General features: G+C 52.8%; 23 protein-coding genes. 13 read left to right on the top strand and 10 right to left on the bottom strand.

Annotation, left to right across the window (positions count from 1 at the left end; genetic code table 11):
- Positions 1 to 69: 69 nt before the first annotated feature.
- Entirely contained in the window at positions 70 to 468 is a 399-nt protein-coding gene (locus AC6I9Z_RS01785) for a CsbD family protein (protein WP_461457571.1), read from the bottom strand.
- An 85-nt stretch (positions 469 to 553) separates the two neighbouring features.
- Complete coding sequence (locus AC6I9Z_RS01790) at positions 554 to 2,164, bottom strand: tetratricopeptide repeat protein (RefSeq protein WP_461457569.1); 1,611 nt, start codon at positions 2,162 to 2,164, stop codon at positions 554 to 556.
- Positions 2,165 to 2,336: 172 nt separating this feature from the next.
- Between AC6I9Z_RS01790 and AC6I9Z_RS01795 the strand changes: the two genes are divergently transcribed.
- From AC6I9Z_RS01795 to AC6I9Z_RS01805, 3 genes are read left to right on the top strand one after another with little or no spacing between them, the layout of a single operon-like run.
- A complete protein-coding gene (locus AC6I9Z_RS01795) occupies positions 2,337 to 2,666 on the top strand; it encodes a hypothetical protein (RefSeq protein WP_461457567.1) in 330 nt (109 codons plus the stop codon).
- Positions 2,667 to 2,703: 37 nt separating this feature from the next.
- Positions 2,704 to 3,102: a PRC-barrel domain-containing protein gene (locus tag AC6I9Z_RS01800; RefSeq protein ID WP_461457566.1), complete on the top strand. Its 399-nt coding sequence runs from the start codon at positions 2,704 to 2,706 to the stop codon at positions 3,100 to 3,102.
- 11 nt (positions 3,103 to 3,113) lie between these two features.
- Positions 3,114 to 3,680 (top strand): HdeD family acid-resistance protein, encoded by a 567-nt coding sequence (locus AC6I9Z_RS01805; protein ID WP_461457564.1) that lies wholly within the window; start codon positions 3,114 to 3,116, stop codon positions 3,678 to 3,680.
- A gap of 412 nt (positions 3,681 to 4,092) precedes the next feature.
- Here the strand turns inward: AC6I9Z_RS01805 and AC6I9Z_RS01810 are convergent, their stop codons facing one another.
- Positions 4,093 to 4,521: a hypothetical protein gene (locus AC6I9Z_RS01810; RefSeq protein ID WP_461457562.1), complete on the bottom strand. Its 429-nt coding sequence runs from the start codon at positions 4,519 to 4,521 to the stop codon at positions 4,093 to 4,095.
- Positions 4,522 to 4,826: 305 nt separating this feature from the next.
- Here AC6I9Z_RS01810 and AC6I9Z_RS01815 point away from each other — a divergent pair, with 305 nt between their 5' ends.
- Both AC6I9Z_RS01815 and AC6I9Z_RS01820 read left to right on the top strand, forming a co-directional pair.
- The gene (locus AC6I9Z_RS01815) at positions 4,827 to 5,426 is read left to right on the top strand and encodes a sensor histidine kinase family protein (protein ID WP_461457560.1); all 600 of its coding nucleotides are present in this window, start codon (positions 4,827 to 4,829) and stop codon (positions 5,424 to 5,426) included.
- Between the two features lie 15 nt (positions 5,427 to 5,441).
- Entirely contained in the window at positions 5,442 to 6,194 is a 753-nt protein-coding gene (locus tag AC6I9Z_RS01820) for a response regulator transcription factor (RefSeq protein ID WP_461457558.1), read from the top strand.
- A 25-nt stretch (positions 6,195 to 6,219) separates the two neighbouring features.
- Here the strand turns inward: AC6I9Z_RS01820 and AC6I9Z_RS01825 are convergent, their stop codons facing one another.
- A complete protein-coding gene (locus tag AC6I9Z_RS01825) occupies positions 6,220 to 8,358 on the bottom strand; it encodes a tetratricopeptide repeat protein (RefSeq protein ID WP_461457556.1) in 2,139 nt (712 codons plus the stop codon).
- Between the two features lie 258 nt (positions 8,359 to 8,616).
- On the opposite strand from AC6I9Z_RS01825, the gene AC6I9Z_RS01830 reads away from it, so the two are divergent.
- From AC6I9Z_RS01830 to AC6I9Z_RS01865, 8 genes are all read left to right on the top strand, one after another.
- Positions 8,617 to 9,609, top strand: coding sequence for a glutathione S-transferase family protein (locus AC6I9Z_RS01830; RefSeq protein WP_461457554.1), 993 nt, complete (start codon positions 8,617 to 8,619; stop codon positions 9,607 to 9,609).
- A gap of 35 nt (positions 9,610 to 9,644) precedes the next feature.
- Entirely contained in the window at positions 9,645 to 10,241 is a 597-nt protein-coding gene (gene wrbA, locus AC6I9Z_RS01835) for an NAD(P)H:quinone oxidoreductase (RefSeq protein WP_461457552.1), read from the top strand.
- Positions 10,242 to 10,295: 54 nt separating this feature from the next.
- Complete coding sequence (locus AC6I9Z_RS01840; RefSeq protein WP_461457551.1) at positions 10,296 to 10,733, top strand: nuclear transport factor 2 family protein; 438 nt, start codon at positions 10,296 to 10,298, stop codon at positions 10,731 to 10,733.
- Between the two features lie 33 nt (positions 10,734 to 10,766).
- The gene (locus tag AC6I9Z_RS01845; protein WP_461457549.1) at positions 10,767 to 11,453 is read left to right on the top strand and encodes a type 1 glutamine amidotransferase domain-containing protein; all 687 of its coding nucleotides are present in this window, start codon (positions 10,767 to 10,769) and stop codon (positions 11,451 to 11,453) included.
- Positions 11,454 to 11,551: 98 nt separating this feature from the next.
- Positions 11,552 to 12,241, top strand: coding sequence for an SDR family oxidoreductase (locus AC6I9Z_RS01850; RefSeq protein WP_461457547.1), 690 nt, complete (start codon positions 11,552 to 11,554; stop codon positions 12,239 to 12,241).
- Between the two features lie 39 nt (positions 12,242 to 12,280).
- On the top strand, positions 12,281 to 12,904 hold the full coding sequence (locus tag AC6I9Z_RS01855) for a cysteine hydrolase family protein (protein WP_461457546.1): 624 nt from the start codon (positions 12,281 to 12,283) through the stop codon (positions 12,902 to 12,904).
- Positions 12,901 to 13,557 carry a cysteine hydrolase family protein gene (locus tag AC6I9Z_RS01860; protein ID WP_461457544.1) on the top strand — a complete coding sequence of 219 codons (657 nt, stop codon included), beginning with the start codon at positions 12,901 to 12,903 and terminating at the stop codon, positions 13,555 to 13,557. The genes AC6I9Z_RS01855 and AC6I9Z_RS01860 overlap by 4 nt, the downstream gene beginning before the upstream one ends.
- 195 nt (positions 13,558 to 13,752) lie before the next feature.
- The gene (locus AC6I9Z_RS01865) at positions 13,753 to 14,385 is read left to right on the top strand and encodes a tyrosine-type recombinase/integrase (protein ID WP_461457542.1); all 633 of its coding nucleotides are present in this window, start codon (positions 13,753 to 13,755) and stop codon (positions 14,383 to 14,385) included.
- 170 nt (positions 14,386 to 14,555) lie between these two features.
- Here the strand turns inward: AC6I9Z_RS01865 and AC6I9Z_RS01870 are convergent, their stop codons facing one another.
- From AC6I9Z_RS01870 to AC6I9Z_RS01895, 6 genes are read right to left on the bottom strand one after another with little or no spacing between them, the layout of a single operon-like run.
- A complete protein-coding gene (locus AC6I9Z_RS01870; RefSeq protein ID WP_461457540.1) occupies positions 14,556 to 16,805 on the bottom strand; it encodes a TonB-dependent receptor in 2,250 nt (749 codons plus the stop codon).
- The gene (locus tag AC6I9Z_RS01875; protein ID WP_461457538.1) at positions 16,805 to 17,359 is read right to left on the bottom strand and encodes a carboxymuconolactone decarboxylase family protein; all 555 of its coding nucleotides are present in this window, start codon (positions 17,357 to 17,359) and stop codon (positions 16,805 to 16,807) included. Before AC6I9Z_RS01875 ends, AC6I9Z_RS01870 begins: the two co-directional genes overlap by 1 nt.
- Entirely contained in the window at positions 17,356 to 18,732 is a 1,377-nt protein-coding gene (locus AC6I9Z_RS01880; RefSeq protein ID WP_461457536.1) for an amidase family protein, read from the bottom strand. The genes AC6I9Z_RS01875 and AC6I9Z_RS01880 overlap by 4 nt, the downstream gene beginning before the upstream one ends.
- A complete protein-coding gene (locus tag AC6I9Z_RS01885; RefSeq protein WP_461457534.1) occupies positions 18,729 to 19,817 on the bottom strand; it encodes a saccharopine dehydrogenase family protein in 1,089 nt (362 codons plus the stop codon). Before AC6I9Z_RS01885 ends, AC6I9Z_RS01880 begins: the two co-directional genes overlap by 4 nt.
- Entirely contained in the window at positions 19,814 to 21,187 is a 1,374-nt protein-coding gene (locus AC6I9Z_RS01890; protein ID WP_461457532.1) for an MFS transporter, read from the bottom strand. The genes AC6I9Z_RS01885 and AC6I9Z_RS01890 overlap by 4 nt, the downstream gene beginning before the upstream one ends.
- A complete protein-coding gene (locus AC6I9Z_RS01895; protein ID WP_461457530.1) occupies positions 21,180 to 22,709 on the bottom strand; it encodes a class I adenylate-forming enzyme family protein in 1,530 nt (509 codons plus the stop codon). The genes AC6I9Z_RS01890 and AC6I9Z_RS01895 overlap by 8 nt, the downstream gene beginning before the upstream one ends.
- Position 22,710 lies beyond the last annotated feature (1 nt).

Below are 22,710 nucleotides of genomic sequence, written 5' to 3' on the forward strand. Positions count from 1 at the left end.
TATCAATAAGCCCATGGCAGCAATTCTGCAGGAATCGGCAACCATGGGCTCGGGGTTCAAGGGGTTAAATTAGAAATGTTTCTCAATGAAATCGTTGACTGATTCCCAGGCCTTGGCCCGCTGGTGACCATAACGCTGTTCAAGCAAACCAACGAGTTGTGAGCGGCGACCAGCGGTCTTCTCAACTTCGTCCTCAGTCAACTCGCCCCAGGTTTCACGGATCTTGCCCTTAATTTCGTTCCACTCGCCCTTGAGCGCCATATTGTCATAGCGCGACACCATGGTATCAATTTCGTCGCGAGCTTTCTCCACTGTCAGGCCGTATTCCCGCTGCAGCAGTCCTTCGAGCACCTCTACGCTGCCCTTTGCCTGTTCCAATTTGTCATCGGTAAGTTTGCCCCAAGCGACACGGGCTGCGCCCTTAAACTCGTTCCAACCGCCGTCGATTGTGTCTTGATGAATGTGCATTTACTGTCTCCGTTTCTCGTGGTTGAGTACAAAGACATTGGCAGGACTTGTTCCTGATGGAGAGTGATTCACCGTATCCAGAAGGTTAACTTATCGATTCAAGATCAACGGTGATGCCTCCCTTGCGCCAACCTTCACGCATTATTGCCCGGAGATCATCGGGCAGGTGGTAAAGCTCAAAATTGCGCCGAATAAATTTGGCGTAACGCTCAGAATTTTGCTCAATCTCCCTAACCAACGGGCGCGCTTCCTCCGATTTCCCAAGATGTCCGAGTATCATGGCTTCGAACAGAATTTCCCCGCCCCATATACTGTTTCCAGCGCGACGTGCGTGGGTCAGTGCGGTTTCAAACTCCCCCTGCAGACAATGGTAGAATGTGAGTATCCAATGATACCAGCCGGGCGGGCTAGGGCTTAGCTGAATCGCACGATCGAGAATTTCAATCGCTTTAGCCCAGTCGCCGGAATAGGCGGTCAAGGCAGCCAGATCAGCCAGCATGTCGGGATAATTGGGATTGATCCTGAACGCGGTATCAGCAGCGGCACGGAAACGGACGAATTCACCACGATGGAAGTGCACCATGAATAGCGCATGAAAGCCTGCAACCTCCTGCGGATCAGTTTCAACCGCACGCTCAGCTGCCGCAAGTGCTCTCTCCAGGGGTTCAGGCTGCAAATTGTAGTTTCCCCGAAGCTCGTCGGCATAGACAATCGACAGCATTGCCCACGCTCCGGCATGGCTTGGTTCAATGGCAACGGCACGCTCCAATAAATCTCGGACCCTGGAATGACTTTCCTCATTGGGACTCCGCCAATATTCCGACGCGAGGAGACGACATTCATGCGCATCCAGTTTTTCGGTACTGATGCGCTGATGTCTTCTGCGGCGGTGAATGACTCCATGCGGTTCGGCAATCTGGGCAGCGATATGTGCTGCCACTTCTTCCTCGATCTCGAACAGTCCTTTCGCTCCCAGCGTCCGGTCGAAAACCTCGCTGGAAAGATGTGCACCAGTTTCGGCATCAATCAATTGCGCTGTTACCCTTAACTGATCTTCCCAGCGCCTGACCGAACCTTCGACCGTGTAACGTACTCCGAGCTCGCTTCCAATGTCGCGCGGATCGGCGGGACGATCCTTGTAACGAAAGGTAGATTGACGAGAAATTACTTGAAATTCGCGAAATCTGGTCAGTGCGTTGATGACTTGTTCGGTAAATCCATCGGCTAGATATTCCTGATTGGGATCACCACTAAGATTGTCGAAGGGAAGAACGGCTATGGAATATCTTGTGGTTTGAACTTCATCCGTCTCACTGACCTCAGCGGATTGGGAAGGTTTGGGGTTAAATGCAACTTCGAACTGAGGACGGTAGGAACCCTTGGGTACTATGATACGTATCGGATCATCTTTGCCCTCATGGGCGTAATAGAGATCAAGCCTGCTGCGCAATTTACCTGCCTGTACCCGCACAATAGTATCCAAAGCCGGGTCGAAACCTTCTGGGCGGTCAAAAACATCAACGCCGATAGTATATCCTTTTAGTGCATCGGCATTTCCAGCCAGCGATTGTTCCACGAGATAGCGCAAAAAACGATTGAGGCGCGTCGTAGCAACAAATTGACTGCTGCTAAGAATGCGAACCAGCTGCTGCTCGATCACGTCCGGGTTGATCGGTGTGATGGCTGACGTGCTCATTGGTGCGCTCCCGAAGCGGTGTCCGACCTTAGAATATGGAATACCTTCCCACCTCTCGATTACCATATCCTTCACTGTGAGTCACTCTTTCGAAGCAGCGAAGCATGTCAGTTGCAAGACATCAACCAGACCGGAGCAGCAATGCTGCGAGTAACAAGAGAAAGAGTAGATTTTGAAAACAACAGAGTTTCTTGGACAGGCAAAAAACGATCTTCACCGGATTGATAATGAACTGAAAGCGCTCGAATCCAAGGTGAAGGCAGCAGGTGACGAGCAAGATCAATGGGCGACCAATCAAGTGCGGAAACTTCGAGCCGACATGCAAGTAGTCCAGACTGAAATGGACACTATCGCGCATCGTATCGAAGTCGATGGCGAGGCGGGCGTAGAGAAATCGAAGGTCGACGCAGAACGCCACTGGATGGCTCTGAAGGCCGCAGTACAAGCATATCGCGAACATGTCGGTCTGGCCGACGGGCGCGGATCGCAACCGGGGCAATAATGCTGCCGGAAACCCACTCTTAACCTGGAGAATCAATATGAAATACCCACTGGCGATTTTGATTGCTGTTCTGTCACTTTCCGCGCCCGCAGTTGGCTATGCCAAGGACAATGCGGTTGTAGGAGGATCAACCTTCGGCACCGATTCCTATTTCGAAAGCATGATCGCAAAGGGATATAGTGCAAAGAAACTTATCGGCACGACCGTGATGAATGATCGTGGTGAGAAGGTTGGCAAAGTCCATGACCTAATCATTGGGAGCGAAGCCAGTGTGACGCTGGCCATTGTCGAGGTTGATCGCTTTATTGGCATCGACTTCAAACGCGTTGCCGTTCCGGCCCATCTATTTGAGGCTGGCGCAGATGACGGGATCATCCTGCCCGGTGCAACCGAGGCGCGGCTTAAGGCCTTACCCACATTCCACTATGCAGACTAGGAGGACAGACTATGACTACTGAAGCACAATCTATAGAAGACAACGAACCACCCAGCGGATGGTTCATCGCGCTGGGAATATTCCTGATAGCAACGGGCGTCGGCGCTCTGTTGTTTCCGCAAGTAGCAACGCTCTCAGTCGAGCTTTTTGTTGGATCTGCAATGCTGATCGGCGGTATCGCGACGCTCGTTCATGCCTTCAAGAGCACGGGATGGGGAGGTTTCCTGATCGAGCTTTTTATCGCCGCGACCTATATCGCCGGCGGGATAATATTCTTGCTCAACCCCTTAGCCGGAATTTTTACGCTGACGGCTCTTTTGGCAGCATTTTTTGCATTTGATGGAATTTTGCGGATCCTTATGGCGATCCAGATTCGCGGTGAGCGTTCCTGGGCCTTTTTCCTTGTCTCGGGACTCCTTTCATTGATGCTCACAATCCTGATCGTTGCTGGCATTGCAAACGGCGCATCCCTGGCGTTCATAGGATTTCTTGTCGGGATTAACTTCGTTTTTGCAGGCGTATCGTACATCGTTTGCGGCAGGGAACGCGATGGTTCCTTGCAACCATCCACAACCTGATAAGATTGCGAGGGCGGACCTTTTTGATCCGCCCTCGTCTCGATACTACGGCAGATGCTTCCTTCAATCGCTAACCAATTTCTGAAAGGCCGAAAATGGTTCAATGGTCGCCTGCAATATCATCCAAGCCTTGCGACCGCTTTCGGGATGAACCCAAGGCTGATCGGGCGTCCGAAATTGGAGCACTTACCCGACCGGCAACTTCCGCATTCCTAATGTCCGCTTTTGCGCCCTTAGCGGTCATTGGCGTTACGGCTACTCTATCCCGAATGCGGACGTTGGCTTCCTGGCCGCGTCATCTTGAGAGCGGGGCCAAAAAAGTTCGCCCGGTGCTGTGGATCGGGGGGAGGCACCGGGCGAGGTTGCGCGTTTTTTGGGAGGGAGGAGGAAACGCGCAAAATATATTACGCAGCTAATGCAAGCGATATTCCGGTTCCTGCTGGCTCAACCGAAAATCGGCAATGGCAAGTAGCCAGGTCAGAACGGGTCGAGATGGATCACAAGTTGCAAGTTTCTCGTGAACTGATTTCAAAATTTCACTCACCAAGCGATCTTTGGCGATTCTTTCTGTTTGAAGTGTAAAGTACTGGCGCAACCAGATTTCAAATTCATCGAGTAGCTGGCGATAGGCACTTTTGTTGCCGGCATGAGTTGCCACCATGAGTTTTTGCCATCGGGGAGGACTATTCTCGGTTATGGCAGCAATATTGTAGCGCCGATTTGGCTGCTTTTTCAGAGGCCGCCGACTGTCGTGGCGATTGAACATATATGTACTTTGCATCCCTACAAACCTAGCGGAACGCTGAATTGCATCAGGTGAAGAAATCGGGTCCGTGTTCATTATGCTCTCTCCATGTTCTGAACGAGTTGCTGCTTATCGGATTTTCGTTGTGCATGATGAACACTCATCAATATTTCAAATATTCGCCGGCTTTTTCCAATTACCGCATTTGCCTTCACCGCACGAACAAACCACGCTTCCTGTCGAGATTCGCAAAGCCTTGTTTTTTTTACCTTCCGGGTGGAGCAATTCGATAAACCGAAGTGGATTTGGCAAGAAGCCGGCAATCTAATTCTGTAGCTTTTGGTCTGCCCGTTCCGAATTCAAGGAAAAAGGGCATTCGGATCGAAACTCGGGATGTTCGGATGACAAAGAGCCTAGATTGGGAAGTGCGATCGTCTCGCGACAATATGCAACTGGTGTCCAGTTTCATCAATCTGGAACGCAGGCGATTGACGACTGGCTGTTATAACGACTGCCTGCATGCCATGGATGCGATCAGTTTTCGCATTGAGATACTTTCCTTTCTCGACAATTTCTTTTTCGCCGGAGGTCACAAGAACCGAGCGCCCGCGGACAGATTTTTGAACGAAGCTCTGAACATGCTGATGCTCCATTACGCTCCGGCCCGGCAAGACTGGACTATTGATGTTTCGGGAACACTTTCGCAGGATGAGTGCAGAAGCCTTTGCCTGATTTTAAATGAGCTGCTGATACCCTGGGCCCGGGACAATAACCTCCGTCAAACGGGGGCCATTTCCGTGGCAATTAGCTGCGACTGCGGCTTGCTAAGGGTCCGTCTTGATCTCGCGCCAAGGCCCGAACAAGACAAAGCAATAAATTTGATTGTTATTTCCGACCTGTTGAAACAACATGACGGCGAAATGTCATCGCAAGATGTTGACGGAGCAGGAAGCTGGGTTATCGAGTTTCCGCTGACCGACCAGCCAACGGCAGACATGTGATTGTGAGTCAATATTATGGCTAAAATATTGGTAGTTGAGAACGAGCGGATTGCGGCGCGGGATTTGTCGGAGATTTTGACCGAACTCGATCACAAAGTCGTCGGCGTCGCTGCGGATTTTGAAGACAGCCTAGCCTTGGCAATCGAACACCAGCCTGATCTGGCATTGATCGACATTCATATTGACGGTAAGCGGGATGGCGTCGCCCTTGCCGGAGAACTCAGAGAAGAACATTCCATGGCGCTGGCTTTCATCTCCAGTCACGCAGACCACAATACCGTAACCCAGGCATCTGCCACCCGACCGAACGGATATCTCGTAAAGCCTTTTGACAAAGCATCCGTTGATGCCCTGGTCAGCACGGCCTTGTCGAATTTTGTCGCAGAACGGGCAAGTATCAACCAGGAACAGCTGGCTGAAGCAAAGGCTGCATCCGGGCATTGCTTGACCCAATCCCAATCTGCAGAAATCACGCAATATATTGAAAGAAACATGGATCAGGCCATCAAGGTTGAACATCTAGCCGACCGATTGAACATGGGAACGAGCATGTTCGCAAAGCGATTTCAGGCGTCTTTTGGCATGTCTCCCTATCAATATCTGATCGAACAGCGATTGGATGAAGCCAAAAGACTATTGAGAAACACATCGTGGCCGATTGCAGAGATTGCACTGGCCGTGGGATTTTCAAACCAGGCGCATTTTACCACAAGTTTCAGGCAGGCAGTCAAAGTGACTCCCCACAGCTATCGCAATTCCATGCGCTGAATAGCGCTCCGGCGGTTTCCGCTGTTTATTTTTCTATTCGCTTTTGGGGAGCAAGGACCCAGGTAGTGCCTGATGTGTCTGTTTTTACGGAGAGCTTTCCATCAATTTGATCCGCCAGATCCTCCAGCAACAACAGACCAACCGAATCCGAGTCACCATTTGCCTTTTCCTGATCGAACCCCGAGCCGTTATCCTTGACGATCAGTTCTAATGTTCCTGGTTTTCCCGCTAGGCTGACCGCGATCTCCCCACCTTTGTCATCAAATGCGTGTTTATATGCATTGGTCACAAGTTCGCAGACCAGCAAACCAAATGGTGTCAGCCGATCCACGTCAACCTTCGCCGAAACAACGTCCCAGTGGAGCGACACATTTGCACTTCCCAGACTTTCCGACAGCAACCCGAGCAGATCTTCGAGAAATATTTTTACGTCAATCTTTGTCGAGCTGGGGTTGCCGTGGTTGTAGATGTGATCATGCACGAGTGCCATTGTTCTGGCCCTGTTTGCCGCGTCCTGACGGCTGCCCCTTGCGGTTGCACCTGATTGGCTTCGGCGAATATCCATATTGAGCAAACTGGTAAGTACTTGCAGGTTATTCTTGGTACGATGATGGATCTCTGAAAGGAATGTATCTTTCGTTTCTGCCAGGCGTCTCTGGGCGAGATAGGATCGATACAGGAAAAAGGCGACGAGCCCGATACCGATCGCAACCGCAAATCCCAGAACCGTTTGCAACCGTGCCTGATCCAGTTCGAGATCTGCTATCAGCGCTTGGCCCTGCATGGCCGACAGCCGGACTTCGCGATCCCGCAGATCAAACAAAAGCTGACTGTTGGCAATGGCCGTCATCTTCTCCTGTTCGAACCGATTGTTGCTTAGCTGGAGCGCAACGTTCAGATAGGGAGCGGCATCGGCAGGGCGATCCAGGGCGACAAGCAACGCGCCCATGCTTTCCGCATATTCCTGGGCCCAGAATGTATTGCCCCGATTTTCGAGTAGCCCTTCTGCACCAACCCCCTCAGGTTCCATGATTTGGCGTGCCCGGTCCAGTGCGTTCCGTGCATCGCCGAGACGCCCGGCTTCAATGTATCGGGAAGCCAGCCAGTTCAATGCCGTAGCAGCTTCGGAAGGGTCACGGTTTTCCAGAATCTGGCTGACTGACCTTTCCGCCATCTCTATCGCCGGTCCGGTTTGACCCGATCCGTGAAGCGCGACCGCATTCTGATAATCAATCAGACCATTCATCCGCAGATTGTCTGTTTGCCGGCCCAGCGTTCGCGCTTCGTTGAACGCGGCCATCGCCGAGTCGAACTGCTCCTGTAACGTCAGCGCCGACCCCAAATTGGTGAGCACTGTAATCAGCCGGTCCACTTTATCCGGGCTATGCTGTTTGTATATCGTGATCGCCTGACGATACAATTTAACCGCCTGGGCATTGTCCCCAAGATCCGAAAAGATATTGCCGATATTTGCGTAGATGATACCGGTTCCGGCAACATCTCCGTTCGCCTCGAATGCGCCCAGCGATTTCTGATACTGCTCGATGGCGATATCATATTCACCTTCGACTTTGGCGCGTACTGCCTGGGCGTTATATATGAATGGCAGCAAGCCGGAAATCTGCTCTTCCTGCGCGAGGTCGAGGCCCTGCTGCAGATAGCTTTCCATAACGGCAGGATCTCCGCCCAGCCGGAAAACTCTGGTAGCCTTGGCAAAGTAAAGGTGCGCCTTCGCCAGTTTGTCTCTATTGGCATTGGCCCTCGCCATTAGGGCATCGATGCGTTGTACGGTTTCGGGGCCTGGCGTGTGTGCATAATATCGCGCGGCATGAGCCTGAAGAGGAAGAGCGGCATTAGGCGCCAGTTTCCTGGCCAGGCTTTCATACTCGCCCGGATCGATGGATTGGGGCAGTCGTGTTGTATACTCCCGAATGATCCTCGCTTGCTCTTGCGGATCGAGACCTGGCAGTTCATCGGCACATTTACGGCCTGCTTTGCGATTTTGTTCGCCGGCAGCGGGCTGAAGCCGCATCAAGCTTTCGCAAGATGACGCCGCTTGAGCTCGGATGGAATATGGCGCCAGCAGGCAGAGCAAAATTGCCGCCAGAAGCAGCACTGGCTTTTTCAAGTTCTGACTACCGACTTCCACCTTAATTTCTCGCATGCTTCTCCCAACATATCGAAAATTATCATTCCGCCAGACAGAGAGCAATTAGGCCTTTTGGACGTATCGCCGGTTGCCGGAATTCGTAAAGGCAGCGCGTTTTACGAAAGAGTTTTTCCTCTGTTCTGGCATCTAAATACCAAGACGAACTGACCGATCAAAACCGCGCCAGACCGTCATCATGTGGTTTTCTCAAGCGCAACCGGCCCTGAGGGCCTGCATGGAGGCAACCGAAGGCCTGACACTGAAAGGAAAACCATGGGACTGCTGGTGGAAGGAAAATGGAAAGACGAGTGGTATGATACCGAAAGCTCGGGCGGCAAGTTTGTCCGAATGGATGCCGGTTTTCGCAACTGGGTGACTGCTGACGGCAGGCCCGGGCCCAGTGGTGAAGGCGGCTTTCACGCCGAAGCGAACCGCTATCATCTCTATATTTCCCACGCTTGTCCCTGGGCAAACAGGGCGGCCATTTTCCGAAAGCTTAAAAAGCTGGAATCCGTGATCAGCTTGTCAGTCGTTGATTTCTTCATGGGCAGCGAGGGCTGGACCTTCGGTGAAGAGGCTGATGGATCGACAAAAGACGCTTTGCTGAAGGTAGACCGGATGCATCAGGTATATACTGCGGCGGAGGCTGATTATACCGGTCGAGTGACGGTTCCGGTCCTTTGGGACAAATTCCAGGAAACAATCGTTTCGAATGAATCGAGCGAAATCATTCGCATGTTCAATTCTGCTTTTGCTGCACTGACGGACGATAAATACGACTATTATCCTTTAGAACTGCAGGATGAAATTGATGCGATAAATCAGCGGATCTATGACACTGTCAATAACGGCGTCTACAAATGCGGCTTCGCCACCACGCAGGAAGCCTACGAGTCAGCGTTTCTCCCCCTGTTTGAAACCCTCGATTTTCTGGAGCAGCGCCTCGAAACAAACCAGTATTTGATGGGTGATCTAATCACTGAAGCAGACTGGCGTCTGTTTACCACCTTAGTGCGATTTGATCCCGTCTATGTTGGTCATTTCAAATGCAATAAAAGGCGGATTGCCGACTATCACAATCTGGCAAATTATACGCGGGAACTGTTTCAGTGGCCTGGCGTCGCCGAGACGATCAACATGCGGCATATCAAAGGGCATTACTATTTCAGTCACGACATGATCAATCCCACGCGCGTGATTCCGGTAGGACCTGATTTGGATTATGCCGCTCCGCATGATCGAGAGCGGCTATCTTCCTCCCAATAAATCAATTCGTTAGCCCCTTATGTAGGAGACAAATAGTGACCAAGATTCTTATTCTTTATTATTCCGGTTATGGCCATGTCGAAAGCATGGCCCAGGCGGTTGTAGAAGGTGTCGAGGCTGCCGGTGCCATCGCCACACTCAAACGGGTGCCTGAGCTCATGCCTCCCGACGTCGCAGCACAGCACAATTTCAAAACGGATCAGGACGCTCCCATTGCTGATCCGGCGGAGTTGGCCGAATATGATGCGATCATATTCGGCACTCCAACCCGCTTTGGCAACATGGCTTCTCAAATGCGAAACTTCCTTGATCAGACGGGCGGTCTCTGGGCCGAAGGCAAATTGATAGGAACGGTCGGTTCTGTCTTCACTTCCACCGGAACTGGTGGCGGCCAGGAGACCACAATCACGTCTTTTCACAGCAGCTTATTGCACCATGGCATGATCATTGTCGGCCTACCATACAGCGCTGCGGAACTGACCGACACCAGCGTAGTCCGCGGCGGCTCGCCATATGGGGCGGCAACTATCGCCGGCGCTGATGGGACACGAACTCCGAGCGAACAGGAACTTTCGCTGGCCCGGCAGCAAGGAGAGCATGTCGCACGGATCACCAGTAAGCAGGCGGCATAGGCCCGCCATGTAGTGCCAGACCGCATCCCGCATTGACCCAGGAGAATGAAAATCGTGAATCTGGATCTAATTACGTCGGCTACAGAAACCGCCGAGACATTTTTCAATCATTATAATGCACAGGATGTCCCGTCCATGATTGCGTTGTTTGAACCCGGCGGAGTGATTGAATATGTGCCCTTCGCGCTTTCCGGTCCGGTAGAAGAAATTGGCCCGGGAAGCTGGGGTGTTTTAATCAATGCCTTTCCCGACTTGCGCAACAAAGTGCATTCCATCAGGCAAAGCGCTGATAACCGCTTTGCGTTTGTCGATGTCAATATTCTCGGAACACAGCAAAAGGAAGCATTTGGAGTTGCGAGCAAGGGCAAAGCCTATGATTTGCGTCATTTTTTTATATTTGAGTTGAACGAAGACAGAAAAATCGTTCATGTGACTAGTTTCTGGGACAATGCCGACTGGTTTCGCCAACTTGGCAAAACCGACCTCAGCTAGCTGCGCTCTAACCCCCTATTTGCCGGAGACTATATGATGACCAGGAAAATTCTCATTATTCTTACATCTCATGACCAATTGGGAGACACAGGAGAAAAAACAGGGTTCTGGCTCGAGGAATTTGCAGCACCCTTTTATGTTTTCAAAAATGCGGGACACGGGATAACGCTGGCGTCCCCCCTCGGTGGTCAGCCGCCACTAGATCCCAAATCTTCTGCAGAGGACTTCCAGACTGATGCCACTCGGCGTTTCAATTCAGACCCTGATGCTCAAGCCCGGCTTGCGGAGACCGAAAAGCTGTCGGATCTGAAGGCTGAGGAATATGATGCGGTGTTTTATCCCGGAGGCCATGGACCGTTATGGGATCTGGTGTCTGATGTACATTCGGTCCACATCATCGAAGAGTTCTGGAAGCAGGACAAGCCGGTCGCAAGCGTTTGCCATGCGCCGATTGTATTGATGAATGCGCGGGATGAACAAGGCGAGTATATAATCAAGGGACGCAACGTCACCGGTTTCACTAATGGCGAGGAGGAGGCAGTTGGATTAACCCAAATTGTACCACTTCTCGTAGAGGATACCCTTGTTGAACGCGGGGGTCTCTATTCGAAACTGGAGGATTTTGCTCCCTATGTGCAGATCGATGGCAATCTGATTACCGGTCAAAACCCGGCCTCTTCCGAGTCTGCGGCATTGGCCTTGCTGGAAGTAATGACATAGCAGCAAAATGGTTTCTCTTTGAAACTTATAGTTTGACCGCGGCCGGATTTCCAATATTGTTGCACACAGATTTATTATGCCAATTGGAGTAAATTTCGTTGCAGAAAATCATTCTTATCACTGGGGCATCATCTGGCATTGGGGCAGAATGCGCGCGTGCTTCGGTAGCAGCGGGTCATAAGGTGGCATTGGCCGCACGGTCCAAAGACAAGTTATCCAATATTGTTGAGAAACTGGGTTCGGAAAACGCTTTTGCCCTCGAATGCGATGTCACGGATCCCGATGCTCAGCAGACCATGTTTAGTCAGGCGGTGGATCACTATAGCGCTATCGATGTCGTATTTGCCAATGCCGGCTTGGGAGCGACAGCTACTGGCACGGAGCATGGCGAAATCGACAATTTCAGGGAAATGATCCTGGTCAACAATTTCGCGGTGACGCTGACCTGTAAATTTGGAATCCCTCACTTGCGGAAAAGCAAGGGACATCTCGTACTTACCGGCTCACAGGCGGGACATGTTGCACTGTCCGGATCCGTATACAGTGCTACCAAATGGTTCATTCGCGGCTATGCTAAAAATCTGACCAATGAGCTGAGTGAGCATGGTGTCAGGGTCACCAGCATTGATCCAGGCATGGTAGAAACGCCATTTTTCGACAATCCGCAACCGCAGGCGTTGCGTCCTGAAGATATCGCGCAGGCATTTCTTTATGCTGTTGATGCGCCATCACATGCGCGGATTGGAGAGATTGAAATCAATCCGATGATTGGCGCTCATCGGGCGTGAGATGAACATCTGCGCAATCTTCAGGAGCTCACTCAGTCGATGACCGAGGACATGATCAAGCGCGACAAGACCGCTCTAGCCGTGATTGATCCCTATAATGATTTCCTGTCATTTGGAGGAAAGTCCTGGTTGCTCAATCGCGCAACTTTGCGTGCATTGGATACGAACAAACACCTGGAACAACTGCTTGACGCTGCTCGTTCGGTGGACATGACGATATGCTTCGCGCCACATGCCCGCTATCGGACCGGAGCTTTTGATGGTCGAAGATACTTGAATCCCTCCATTTATCTGGCCCGCTTTTTCCGGACCTTCACTGATGGCAAATGGGGCGGCCGGTTCCGCAAAGGTTGTTCGCCGCTGCCATCCGATTTTGTAGCACGCGAGCATCTGGTTTCCAGTGGCTTTGTGAATACGGATCTGGACGAGCATTTGCGAGAAAAGGGCATAGAAAATCTTGTTCTTTGCGGCTGTCTGTCCAACACCTGCATTGAGTCGACAGCACGAAGCGCCATAGAGCTTGGCTATCGCGTGACAATTATATCCGATGCGCTCGCCGCGATGAGTAAGGCAGATCACGAAGCTGCAACGCAGACCGGTTTTCCAATGTGCGCGCATGAGGTGATTTCAACCAGCAGTTTCATCGGCAGTCTCAAATCATGATCGCCCGCGCCGTCAATTGGTTCGGGAAATGGCTCACCCGGCGTCACGCGGAAAGTTATGGGCGCTTGGACGGCAAGAATATTGCCGTTCTTATGCTCTCACCCCAGATCGACGTTTTTTCCAGCGAGAACAGTTGGTCGAGGCATTTCGCGATCAAGGCTGATCAAGATAGTGTAAAGACCTTTCTGGACTCAGCCCGTAGCCGGGATTGGAAGACCATCCTGGCGCCCTTGGCATGGACTGAAGATGCACCGACTACCGCTCTCTCGGAAACCGGATATTTCCGCCTGCTGCGTCAGAACAACCTCCTGAAAGCCGGAACTGCGGGAGCCCAGCTGATGACGGATATGGTTTCGGAAACGGATATCATTCTGCCTGAACGAGCGGGTCTTAACGCTTTTTACGGAACAGAACTTCAGGCAACATTGATCAAACATGGCATCGAAAGACTGGTCATATTGGGTGGTGTGGCCAATGCCGATCTTGACTCCACCGCCCGCATGGCGGTGGAACTTGACTATGATGTTACTGTGGCAAGCGATCTGGTTACAGCCGTTTCCAAGTCTGATCTCGACAATATCATGAAGGTCACTCTACCTCGGATCGTTAGCCGGATTTTGACTGGCGACGAAATCTTGGCAGCGGCCAGCTGATTCTTTTTTCTATAAGTTTAGGCACAGGATGTCATTCTACTGAATCTATTCGGAAAAAAGTGAATTTGGCGATGTCCGCTTACGGCCCAAAAGCGGGCTGTCTGTAATGCGCCCCAAGAACGGACATCTTGATAGAGACTGCTACATCCCGAAAGCAGACATTATCCTTGGCCATACCGGCCAAGGAGAAAGTAAATGACACACTCACAATTTGATCCAGCCGCACAGAATAGAGTTCCCTGGAATTTTGGAGTCAAGATTGGCCCCAAGCGACCATTCAATCAGAAACAGATTTGGGCTATCCGATTCTTCCTCGATCGGGAGAAGCGTATTCGAGATCGAGCACTCTTCGATCTTGCAATCGACAGTAAGCTAAGAGGTTGTGATCTAGTTGAGATCAAGATCGGTGATTTGGTCAATGGGCCTGAAATACGAACGCGCGCAGCCATAACACAGCGCAAGACCGGGCGGCCAGACCAATTCGAGATTGCATCGGATGCGCGTGAAAGCCTGTTCGCTTGGTTGGAATGCAGGGGCGGGTCGGTCGAAGACTATGCCTTTCCAAGCCGCATCGATCACTCCAGGCACCTCAGCACACGCCAATATGCGAGATTGGTTGATAAGTGGGTTGAGGCAATTGGATTGCGGCCCGAGGAGTACGGGACGCATTCGCTTCGCCGAACCAAAGCCTCGATTATTTACAAGGCGACCGGAAACCTTAGGGCAATTCAAATCCTGCTTGGCCACTCGAAGCTCGAGAACACCGTCCGTTACCTCGGTGTGGACATAGAAGATGCGCTAACCCTAGCTGAGAAGACAGAAATTTAACTGATGCGGGCGCCAGATGGTTTTCGACTGGCGCCCGCTAATCGGGTGGAATCCTACTGTCCGGTTAGTCGGAATACCTTTCCTATATCACACGATGAACCTTCCGAGACGGATTGCGATGACGGACCATTGGCCACGCCAACAAAAGAATGATGCCGCCGGTCGCGGCTTTACCAACGAGCTTTGAACCGGACGCCAAATGTTCTCGGTAAACCACGTTGGGTATATTCGAGAAGCTCTGGAATGACTTCCGAGATGTCGATCAGGTAGTCCTCGTCAAACAGATTTTCGGCGTAGGCTGAAAGTTCAAATCGCCCATCACCGAAGCTCAGTCCAGCGCTCGTATTGACCAGTGAATAGCCTTGCTGTCGGACATCGGTTTGATTGGTTGGCCGAAAAAAGATGCTCGAGCGATAACTATATTCGCCTCTAAGAAAGAAGCCAGAGCTTTCAGAAATGTCGCCGCGATAGTCCGCTACCATACTTGCGGTGAAATCAGGCGAGCGCACCAAAGCATTCCCAGAAAAATCAGCATCCGGAGCCGCTTGGAACTCCGTGTATTCAGCGTTTTGTAGAGCGATGCCTGCAAGAATCCGAAGGCCATCAACCGGTTCAGCGTCTAGTTCGAGTTCGACACCATAACCTTCCGATGCACCAGCATTCCGCGTTACCGGTGCTGGAATGCCCTGCACCTGCACAAGCACCTGCAGATCGTCATAGGTGTAGTAATAACCCGCAATAGCGTAGCGAACGGCACCATCCAGAATAATTCCTTTGCTTCCGATCTCGAAGGACCAGATCGTCTCCGGATCGAATGCTTCCCCCAGTTCAAGTTGGTTGAAACCGCCGGACTTGAAACCCTTCGTGGCCGAGGCGTAGAAATTTACGTCGTCACTAGCCGCATAGCTGAGGACAAAACGAGGCTGAAAACTGTCCCAAGACTGGCGTTGCCGGACCGTACCATCCAATAAAGCCTCGCCAAATTGAGCAGCGGCATTCAAATCGGGTGCATTGATGATGACGTTGCCAAGGACATTGTCTGGGACCGGAATACGCGCGCGGAAATCCTTCCGATCGTAGCTGTATCGCAGGCCAACCGTAACATCGAGGCGATCAGTGAGCGCGAACGTGGCATCCCCATAAATAGCGTAATTCTCATATTGGCCGCTGGCGATGGACTCCTCGAGGATAATACCCGAACCCGCCACGCCGAATATATCGGCACAGCCAGCAGCGGTGAATTCGCTTAGCGCAACGCAAATTGTATCTTCATCGTAATTTGCAAATTGCGTCGATCGAACATCATCGAAGGCCGCGCTGGCACCAACGAACCAGTCCAGGCGTCCCGCAGTGCCGGATAATCGCAGCTCTTGAGAGAATGTGTCCTGGTCACCATTCGTCCCAAAATGCAGCAAGTTCAGTGGGCTAGCGTCGGTGTCCTCGAGATAGTCTTGGTTGAAGAAGCCTGAAAAGCCAGTGATAGAGGTGAGTGTAACCTCTCCAAAGTCTTTCTCCAGCTGCAAAGCGATGCGGTAGCTATCGATATCGTCGCGCGCGCCTTCACCAAGATCGGTGCTGATGTCGCCAAACGGATCGCCGCCGACCAGTATGCGATTGAGATAGCCGTTACCGCCATCGCTTGTCCGCCGCCACTCACCGGACAAAGTGATGTCAAATGTCGAACCATCCTTTGCGATCGCCGCACGAACTGCGCCAGTCTCCGTATCAGCCAGATCTCCACCGAGCATGTTGTCAATGAAGCCGTCGCGTGCACGATAGCTTCCCGCGATACGGAATGCCCAATCTCCTCCAAGTGGCGTGTTGATCATCGCCTGTGTCGAAACCTCATCGAAATTGCCATAAGAGGCTGATGCGGCGGCATCGAACGCGAACGGATCGGGTTTGTTGGTAGTAACACTGATTGCCCCTGCAGTAGTGTTACGGCCGAACAGCGATCCTTGCGGACCCTTAACGATCTCAACGCGCTCGACGTCGAACAAATCGTTGATGGAGCTGACGCCCCGACCGAGGTAAATTTCGTCAACATAAACGCCGAGAACGGGATCAGAGCCGATGCCGAAATCTTCTGTGCTCACGCCGCGAATATTGAGGCGCGGCGTCGTAGTTGAGACGTTTGCACCATTCACGCCTGGGGTGAATTGAACCAGGTCGTCGACCTTTTCTACCCGCGAGCGTTCTAGAAAATTCTCATCATAAGCGCTGATCGAAATTGGTACGTCGACAATGCTTTCCGAACGTCGTTGTGCGGTTACAACGATCATGTTTGTAGTCTGCGAGTCGCTCTCCGCGGCTTCGCTAGGGCCATTGTCCTTTAGCTCATCGATCTCCTGTGCTGTGGCGGGAACAGCCATCATATTCGCAAGTATGAATATGAGTACAGTTTCATTTTTAAGATACATTAAGTGATCCTCCCTTTTGGTTTTAATGTGTGTTTGGGCATATCGTTCGGCGTGTCTACCAATCGGTTGGCCATGTTAGTCAGCTGGTTGAGTGCGATATGGCCGAGCATTTCGAGTATGGCCGGGTCTGACCAACCGGCAGCGCGTACCTGTTCCAATCTCTCATCGCTCACGTTGCCAGCAGTGTCTATCGCCGCACGCACGAAGGTAAGTGCGGCACCTTCTGTGTCATCCGATGCCGTGAAGCGTGTGGCAGCTTCGAGTTCCTCGGCGTTTAAACCGGCTGCGCGTCCACCAGCAGCGTGTGCCGCTAGACAGTACTCGCACGCGTTGTCAGAAGCGATCGCGACCGCAATAAGCTCGCGAACGCGGGCCGGGAGTGTGCCAGCTTCAAGCGATTGCGTCGCTGATGCGTAAGTGCCAAGAAGTGCGGGCGATATAGCCAGGAGCTTGAACACATTCGGTATCGTTCCGAACTCGGTCATTACCTGCTCGAGAATGTCAGCGGCTTCGCCGATTGCAGTGCCGGGATCACTAAGTACCATACGTGTCATAAGTTTGTCTCCATTAGTTTTCCCGCTACGAACAGAAGATCTTCACGGCCATATGGCGCCACGATCATCGCGCCTACAGGAAGGTTGGATTCTAGGTTGAGCGGTACGCTCATTGCAGGATGTCCGGTAAGGCTGAATGGAGCCGTAAGCTCGGTACCTGAAAAAGATGTCGCGACTTGGGCAAGAAGCCCGTCGCCCGAGGATGGGCGAACAGGCGGCTCGGATGCAACGGTCGGAAGGATGAGAACGTCGAAGCGTTTGAACAATTGGTTTACATGGTCGGTGGTGCGGTTTGCGATTGCGATGGCTTCAACATATGCCGCGTGACCATACCGCTTGTAGGCACGCTCACCCGCCTCGAGCATAAGGGCCAGCTCGCTCGAATGTGTGTCGCGGTCGGCTATCCATTCTGCCAGAGCGGCCGCTGCCTCCGGCTCATGTCCGTCTTGGGAACCGAAGGGCTGGCTGAGCCCGCGCAACCGATGCGCCATACCGATCATATAGATTCCGAGATGCGCTTGGTTCGCTTCTGCAAGGTCAAGCTCAATATTCTCGATCCCCTCTCCAAAAGTCCGTTCGATTATGGTGTTGAGCCTTTCCCCAATCTCGTCCGCGACTATGATCGAACCGGACGGCTGAACGCGAGCGACCCTCAGCGGACGGCGGCTCGAAGCAGATCGTGACGCTGGTTTCAACGCGTCGAAAACAAAGTTGGTTTCGGAGACTGAGCGCGCAAGAATCCCAATTGTTTCAAGGAACGGTTCCAGCGACATTGCGTTGTCAAACCGGAAAGTTCCGCGAGTCGGCTTGAGGCCTACGATACCGCAATGCGACGCCGGAATACGTACCGATCCTGCACTGTCGGATCCGAGTGCGAAATCAACCATTCCGCGCGCCACAAGCGCCGCCGAGCCGGACGAGGAGCCACCAGCCGAGCGGTTGGGTGTATGCGGATTTTGGACGGGATAAGGCAGTGAGGAAAAGCTTTGACCGCCTTGGCAAAAGTCTTCGCATTGTGCCTTGCCAAAACAGCGGGCTCCTGCCTCCAATAACTGTTCAACGACCGAGTTATGCTGATCCGGCCAATACGGCGACCGGTCGAGATTGCCGTTAGTGAGAGGTAGTCCTTCCGCCGCAATATTGTCCTTTACCGCGAACGACAGCCCCTTGAGCGGACCGTCATCAGAGATCGCAATTTCCCCTTTCCAAGCCCATCCCTGGCGTTGTTCGGATTCTGTAGGTCGATATGGGGTTGAGTCGCGCGATATCCGGCGTGACCGCTTTGCGAGCGGTGCGAGACCTGCATCGAGTTCTGCCATGAGTTGTGGCAGGATTGCTGCCTCCTCATTGGAAAGGTGAGATGCAGCAGTCATAGGCGAGTCGTCCGGGTAATCGGCATTTTTGCGCCGATCAATTTGGCGAAATGCGAGAAGAAGTCGTCCGGTGCGAACGCATCCTCGGGAGTCCAGACTCCTGGTTCAGGCCCTTTGCCAGCGAGAACGAGATCGAGCGCCGCAGCCAGGGGAGCAGAAGTTACCGGCCCCAACCCATCAGGATAAGTGAGCAGGGTTACGACGCTCGATCCCTCAGCATAGCGCGCTACGGCAAATAGGCCTTCGAGCTTCTCGAAAACCGAGAGGTTGTCAGGTCCCATTGCATCGTAGCGGGCGTTGAAGCTTGTTGCGCTTTCACGAAGGTCGCTTGGATCTTCGGCGAGATGGGTTCGAAGAAGAGAAAGCAGTTTCGGAGGAAGCACCATCGCATTCACACAGTCTTGGAGACGGCCATAGCGAAGGGGTAGTGTCACCGCTTCCGGATGGCCAACGCTGACAAGTTCGAGCTCGCCGAGCGAGGGATAATGGATCGGAATCGAGCGGAGTGGAGGTTCGTCGACCATCTTTCCGCCGCGCAAAACGCGGATCGCGCCAGTACATTGGTGGAGCCAATGCTCCTTTGCCGCCGAGTAGCCGGTCCCAACATCGTCTGCGCGCCATGCCGTGTAAAGCTCGTTCGCATCTGGGCGATCTTCCATAGCCGCGCGCGCAAGAAGATTGGCTAAACCTGGACTTGCTCCCATCCCGACAATGGCGGTTACGCCGCGCGCTTTTGCCTGCCCGTCCAGGGCAAGCAGTTCGAGGGTGGGCTCCCAATCGTCTGCGACGTCCAGATATGTAATACCAGCTACAAGCGCGGCTTCAAAGACCGGCGTTGCGAAACGGAAGAACGGTCCGACTGTGTTTAGAACGGCATCGTGCTGGCGCATGGTTTGAACCAAGGCCGGAGAGTTTTTGATGTCGAGACCGAGGGGCTTGGCTTTTTCGAATAGAGACGCAACGGCCGTAGCGCGTTCCTTGTTGAGATCCGCCGCCGTGACAGACGTTACATTTTCGAGACGCGCGGTATAATCAACTGCAGCAGCGCCCACCTCACCCGCACCGAGCACTAGAACCTTCGTCATTTGATAGTATCTCCATTTAGGGCCGTTTCGAATCTCGTGAGCGGCCAAAGGCTTGAAAGGAAAAGCACCCCGGGAATCACAGACATTTGCCATGCGATCGCAATTATTGCAGATGGCGGTTGCGTGATTTGCTCGGACCCCGCTTCTACGAATCCCGCGATGCTGAGAACCGTCGCGGCAATGAAACCGCCAAGCGCTAGGCCAAGCTTCTCGCCCGCTATCCAGAAGCCAGTGAAAGCGCCTTCTCGGTTTTCGCCTGTTTTCTTACGATCAAGGTCAATCGCACGCGGTAACATTGCAAAGGGGAGGAGTTGCTGACCAGCGTTACCTATCCCGACCACCCCCATGGCGAGAACGAACAATTCACTTTGACCTGTAAGCGCAGACCCCAAGATGGCGATTTGCCCAGCACCATAGATTATCGTGGCGATTTGATAGGCTAGAGCTTCGCCGAAACGACGTGCTGCCCACGCGGTAACGGGTAGCGCAAGAAGCGAAGCAAATGTAAAAACGGCAAATACGCCCGTCACGAGAGCTTCTTTTTCCTGCAAGACATATTTCACGAAGAAAGGAAGCATCGCAAGCGAGATCGCCGTTGCGACGAGCTGCAATACATATGTCGCGCCGAGAAGAAGAAAGGGACGGTTTGATGCCGCCATCCGCACTTGGTGATAGAGCGGGAGGGTATGGCTGGATGCTGGGCGCTGAGGCATCTTTTTCAACGCCGTTATCGCGAGCGCCATGGTTCCTGCAGCAATCGCGGCGAGCACAAACCCCATGATGGAGAACCCTTCAACACCGCCACCGAAACGGTCCACCATCAGCGGAGCGGAGGTGCCCGCGAACAGGATGCCAACCGATACGAAAGCCATGCGCCACGAAACAGTTCGAACCCGGCAAAGTCCTTTGTCTGGCATTTCGGCCGGGATGGTGATGTAGGGGATAGAAAAAAGCGCGTAGGCGCTGGTTGAAAAAAGGAATATCAAGCCCATTACGAGGGCCTGAAGAGCCTTGCTCTCGACCACCGGTGGACCAAAAAGTCCAGCGAACGAGACTCCAAAGAGCACTGATCCCACAACCATAAGAGGCGCGCGCCGCCCCCAACGGGTATCCAGACCGTCGGACCAGTTGCCGAGAAGCGGATCGAATACAAACTCCCAAATTTTAGGAACCAACAAAACTGCCCCGGCCATGACGGGAGGAATGCCAAGGACATCGGTCATGAAAAAAAGCAGATAGAGTTGAGGCACGATGACAAAGATTGCAGTCCCGATCGAGCCGACACCGTAGAGCGCGGCCGTGCGGTGCGAAACTCGCGGAAGATTGAAAGCGAAGCCGCTTTCATATTTATGAGCCGCGATATCAGCCAAACTCGCCTCGATCCGCCATTGCAGCAAGCGCCTTCTTATCAATCTTTCCGATCGGAAGCAGCGGCAGTTCATCCTGCACAATAAACCGCTTGGGCACCTTGTAATTCGCAAGTCGATCGCTTGCGAACGTTTTGAGTTCGGAATCGGTTATATCAGCACGCTTCATCAGAAACGCCCAACCCACTTCTTGCCAACGCTCATCCGGGCGAGAGATTACAGCGGCAGCAGTAACGCCAGGATGTTCTTCCAAGGTGATCTCTACCTCGCGCGGGTAAACATTAAATCCGCCTGACTTGAACATCTCCTTCAAACGCCCGACTATCGCGTAGTTGCTATTCTCATCCCGGGTTGCAAGGTCACCCGTTCGCAGCCAAACCTTATCAGCGAAGGCCTCCTTCGTTGCCTCGGCTCTGTTGTGATAACCACTCATCAGAAGCGGTCCACGCAATTGTATCTCACCGCGACCTTCGCCTTCAATTACCTTGCCGTCTTCTGCAACAAGGCGTGTGACTTTCTCGTCTGCGCTTCGTCCTATCGTGTCTGCAAGCTCATCAATCGTCGCATCCTTTGTAGTGAAAGTGATCGATCCGGTGCATTCAGTCTGGCCATAGCAAGTACTCAATTCCGCGCCTCGATTGTAGTGCCGCTCGATCCAGCTTCGCGGCATGGCTGCGCCCGACCAGACAAGATGAGCGAGCGAGGGGTAGTCGCCGGGATCATATGGAGCGGCCGCCTCGATCGCAAGATGCATGGCAGGCACTTGGCCAAGGAGCGAAATACGCTCCTCGCGCATAAGATCTGGGATAACCTCAGGTTCAAAGCCCGGCATTGCGATCAAAGTTCCACCCATCCCTATTCCGGATGCGGCAAGATCGATCAGCGATCCGACGTGATTGATTGGAAGATTTAGAAGTGAGCGGAGCTTGGGATGCTGATAACGCTCTCGATAGAGCCGCGTCGCCTCGCTGATCCCAGCATGGGTAAGTCGCGCGCCTTTCGGGCTCCCTGTCGTGCCCGACGTGTATACGATCAACGCATCGTCCTGACCCAGCAGATCCTCGGTTGTATGGTGGAGATCAGCGATATCCGCCAAATCGGCAACAGAGTCCACAACCTGAATCCGCGGCTGTGGATCAAGACGTCCAGCGGCCGCAAGCACGTTTGCAATGCAAATGTCGCCCACGCGATCTTCGACAAAAACGAGATCGGGCATGGCATCGGCAAGTACATATGCAAGCTCTGGAACAGTGTATTTCGCATTGAGTCCAAGCCACACGCCACCCGCCATCTGAGTTGAAAGTTCGCTCGTCAGAAATATGGCGCCCGGAAACCCCATGAACGCCACTCGCGCGCCCGGCCGCAAACCCGCCTGGATCAATGCGCTCGATGACTTATCAATAGACTGAGCGAGATCACCATAAGACAGCCTCAGCGAGCCATCGACGATGACTTCGCGCCGGGGGTCCTCGCGCGCAATTCGGGCAACAGCCTTAGCAATTGGATTCCGTAAGTGAGTGGTCACG

This window comes from Parasphingorhabdus sp., from assembly GCF_059726685.1.

Excerpts from the sequence above, each read along its gene's own strand:
- AC6I9Z_RS01785 (WP_461457571.1), bottom strand. The coding sequence starts at position 468 with ATGCACATTCATCAAGACACAATCGACGGCGGTTGGAACGAGTTTAAG.
- AC6I9Z_RS01790 (WP_461457569.1), bottom strand. The coding sequence starts at position 2,164 with ATGAGCACGTCAGCCATCACACCGATCAACCCGGACGTGATCGAGCAG.
- AC6I9Z_RS01800 (WP_461457566.1), top strand. The coding sequence starts at position 2,704 with ATGAAATACCCACTGGCGATTTTGATTGCTGTTCTGTCACTTTCCGCG.
- AC6I9Z_RS01805 (WP_461457564.1), top strand. The coding sequence starts at position 3,114 with ATGACTACTGAAGCACAATCTATAGAAGACAACGAACCACCCAGCGGA.
- AC6I9Z_RS01810 (WP_461457562.1), bottom strand. The coding sequence starts at position 4,521 with ATGAACACGGACCCGATTTCTTCACCTGATGCAATTCAGCGTTCCGCT.
- AC6I9Z_RS01815 (WP_461457560.1), top strand. The coding sequence starts at position 4,827 with ATGACAAAGAGCCTAGATTGGGAAGTGCGATCGTCTCGCGACAATATG.
- AC6I9Z_RS01820 (WP_461457558.1), top strand. The coding sequence starts at position 5,442 with ATGGCTAAAATATTGGTAGTTGAGAACGAGCGGATTGCGGCGCGGGAT.
- AC6I9Z_RS01825 (WP_461457556.1), bottom strand. The coding sequence starts at position 8,358 with ATGCGAGAAATTAAGGTGGAAGTCGGTAGTCAGAACTTGAAAAAGCCA.
- AC6I9Z_RS01830 (WP_461457554.1), top strand. The coding sequence starts at position 8,617 with ATGGGACTGCTGGTGGAAGGAAAATGGAAAGACGAGTGGTATGATACC.
- AC6I9Z_RS01845 (WP_461457549.1), top strand. The coding sequence starts at position 10,767 with ATGATGACCAGGAAAATTCTCATTATTCTTACATCTCATGACCAATTG.
- AC6I9Z_RS01855 (WP_461457546.1), top strand. The coding sequence starts at position 12,281 with ATGACCGAGGACATGATCAAGCGCGACAAGACCGCTCTAGCCGTGATT.
- AC6I9Z_RS01860 (WP_461457544.1), top strand. The coding sequence starts at position 12,901 with ATGATCGCCCGCGCCGTCAATTGGTTCGGGAAATGGCTCACCCGGCGT.
- AC6I9Z_RS01865 (WP_461457542.1), top strand. The coding sequence starts at position 13,753 with ATGACACACTCACAATTTGATCCAGCCGCACAGAATAGAGTTCCCTGG.
- AC6I9Z_RS01870 (WP_461457540.1), bottom strand. The coding sequence starts at position 16,805 with ATGTATCTTAAAAATGAAACTGTACTCATATTCATACTTGCGAATATG.
- AC6I9Z_RS01875 (WP_461457538.1), bottom strand. The coding sequence starts at position 17,359 with ATGACACGTATGGTACTTAGTGATCCCGGCACTGCAATCGGCGAAGCC.
- AC6I9Z_RS01880 (WP_461457536.1), bottom strand. The coding sequence starts at position 18,732 with ATGACTGCTGCATCTCACCTTTCCAATGAGGAGGCAGCAATCCTGCCA.
- AC6I9Z_RS01885 (WP_461457534.1), bottom strand. The coding sequence starts at position 19,817 with ATGACGAAGGTTCTAGTGCTCGGTGCGGGTGAGGTGGGCGCTGCTGCA.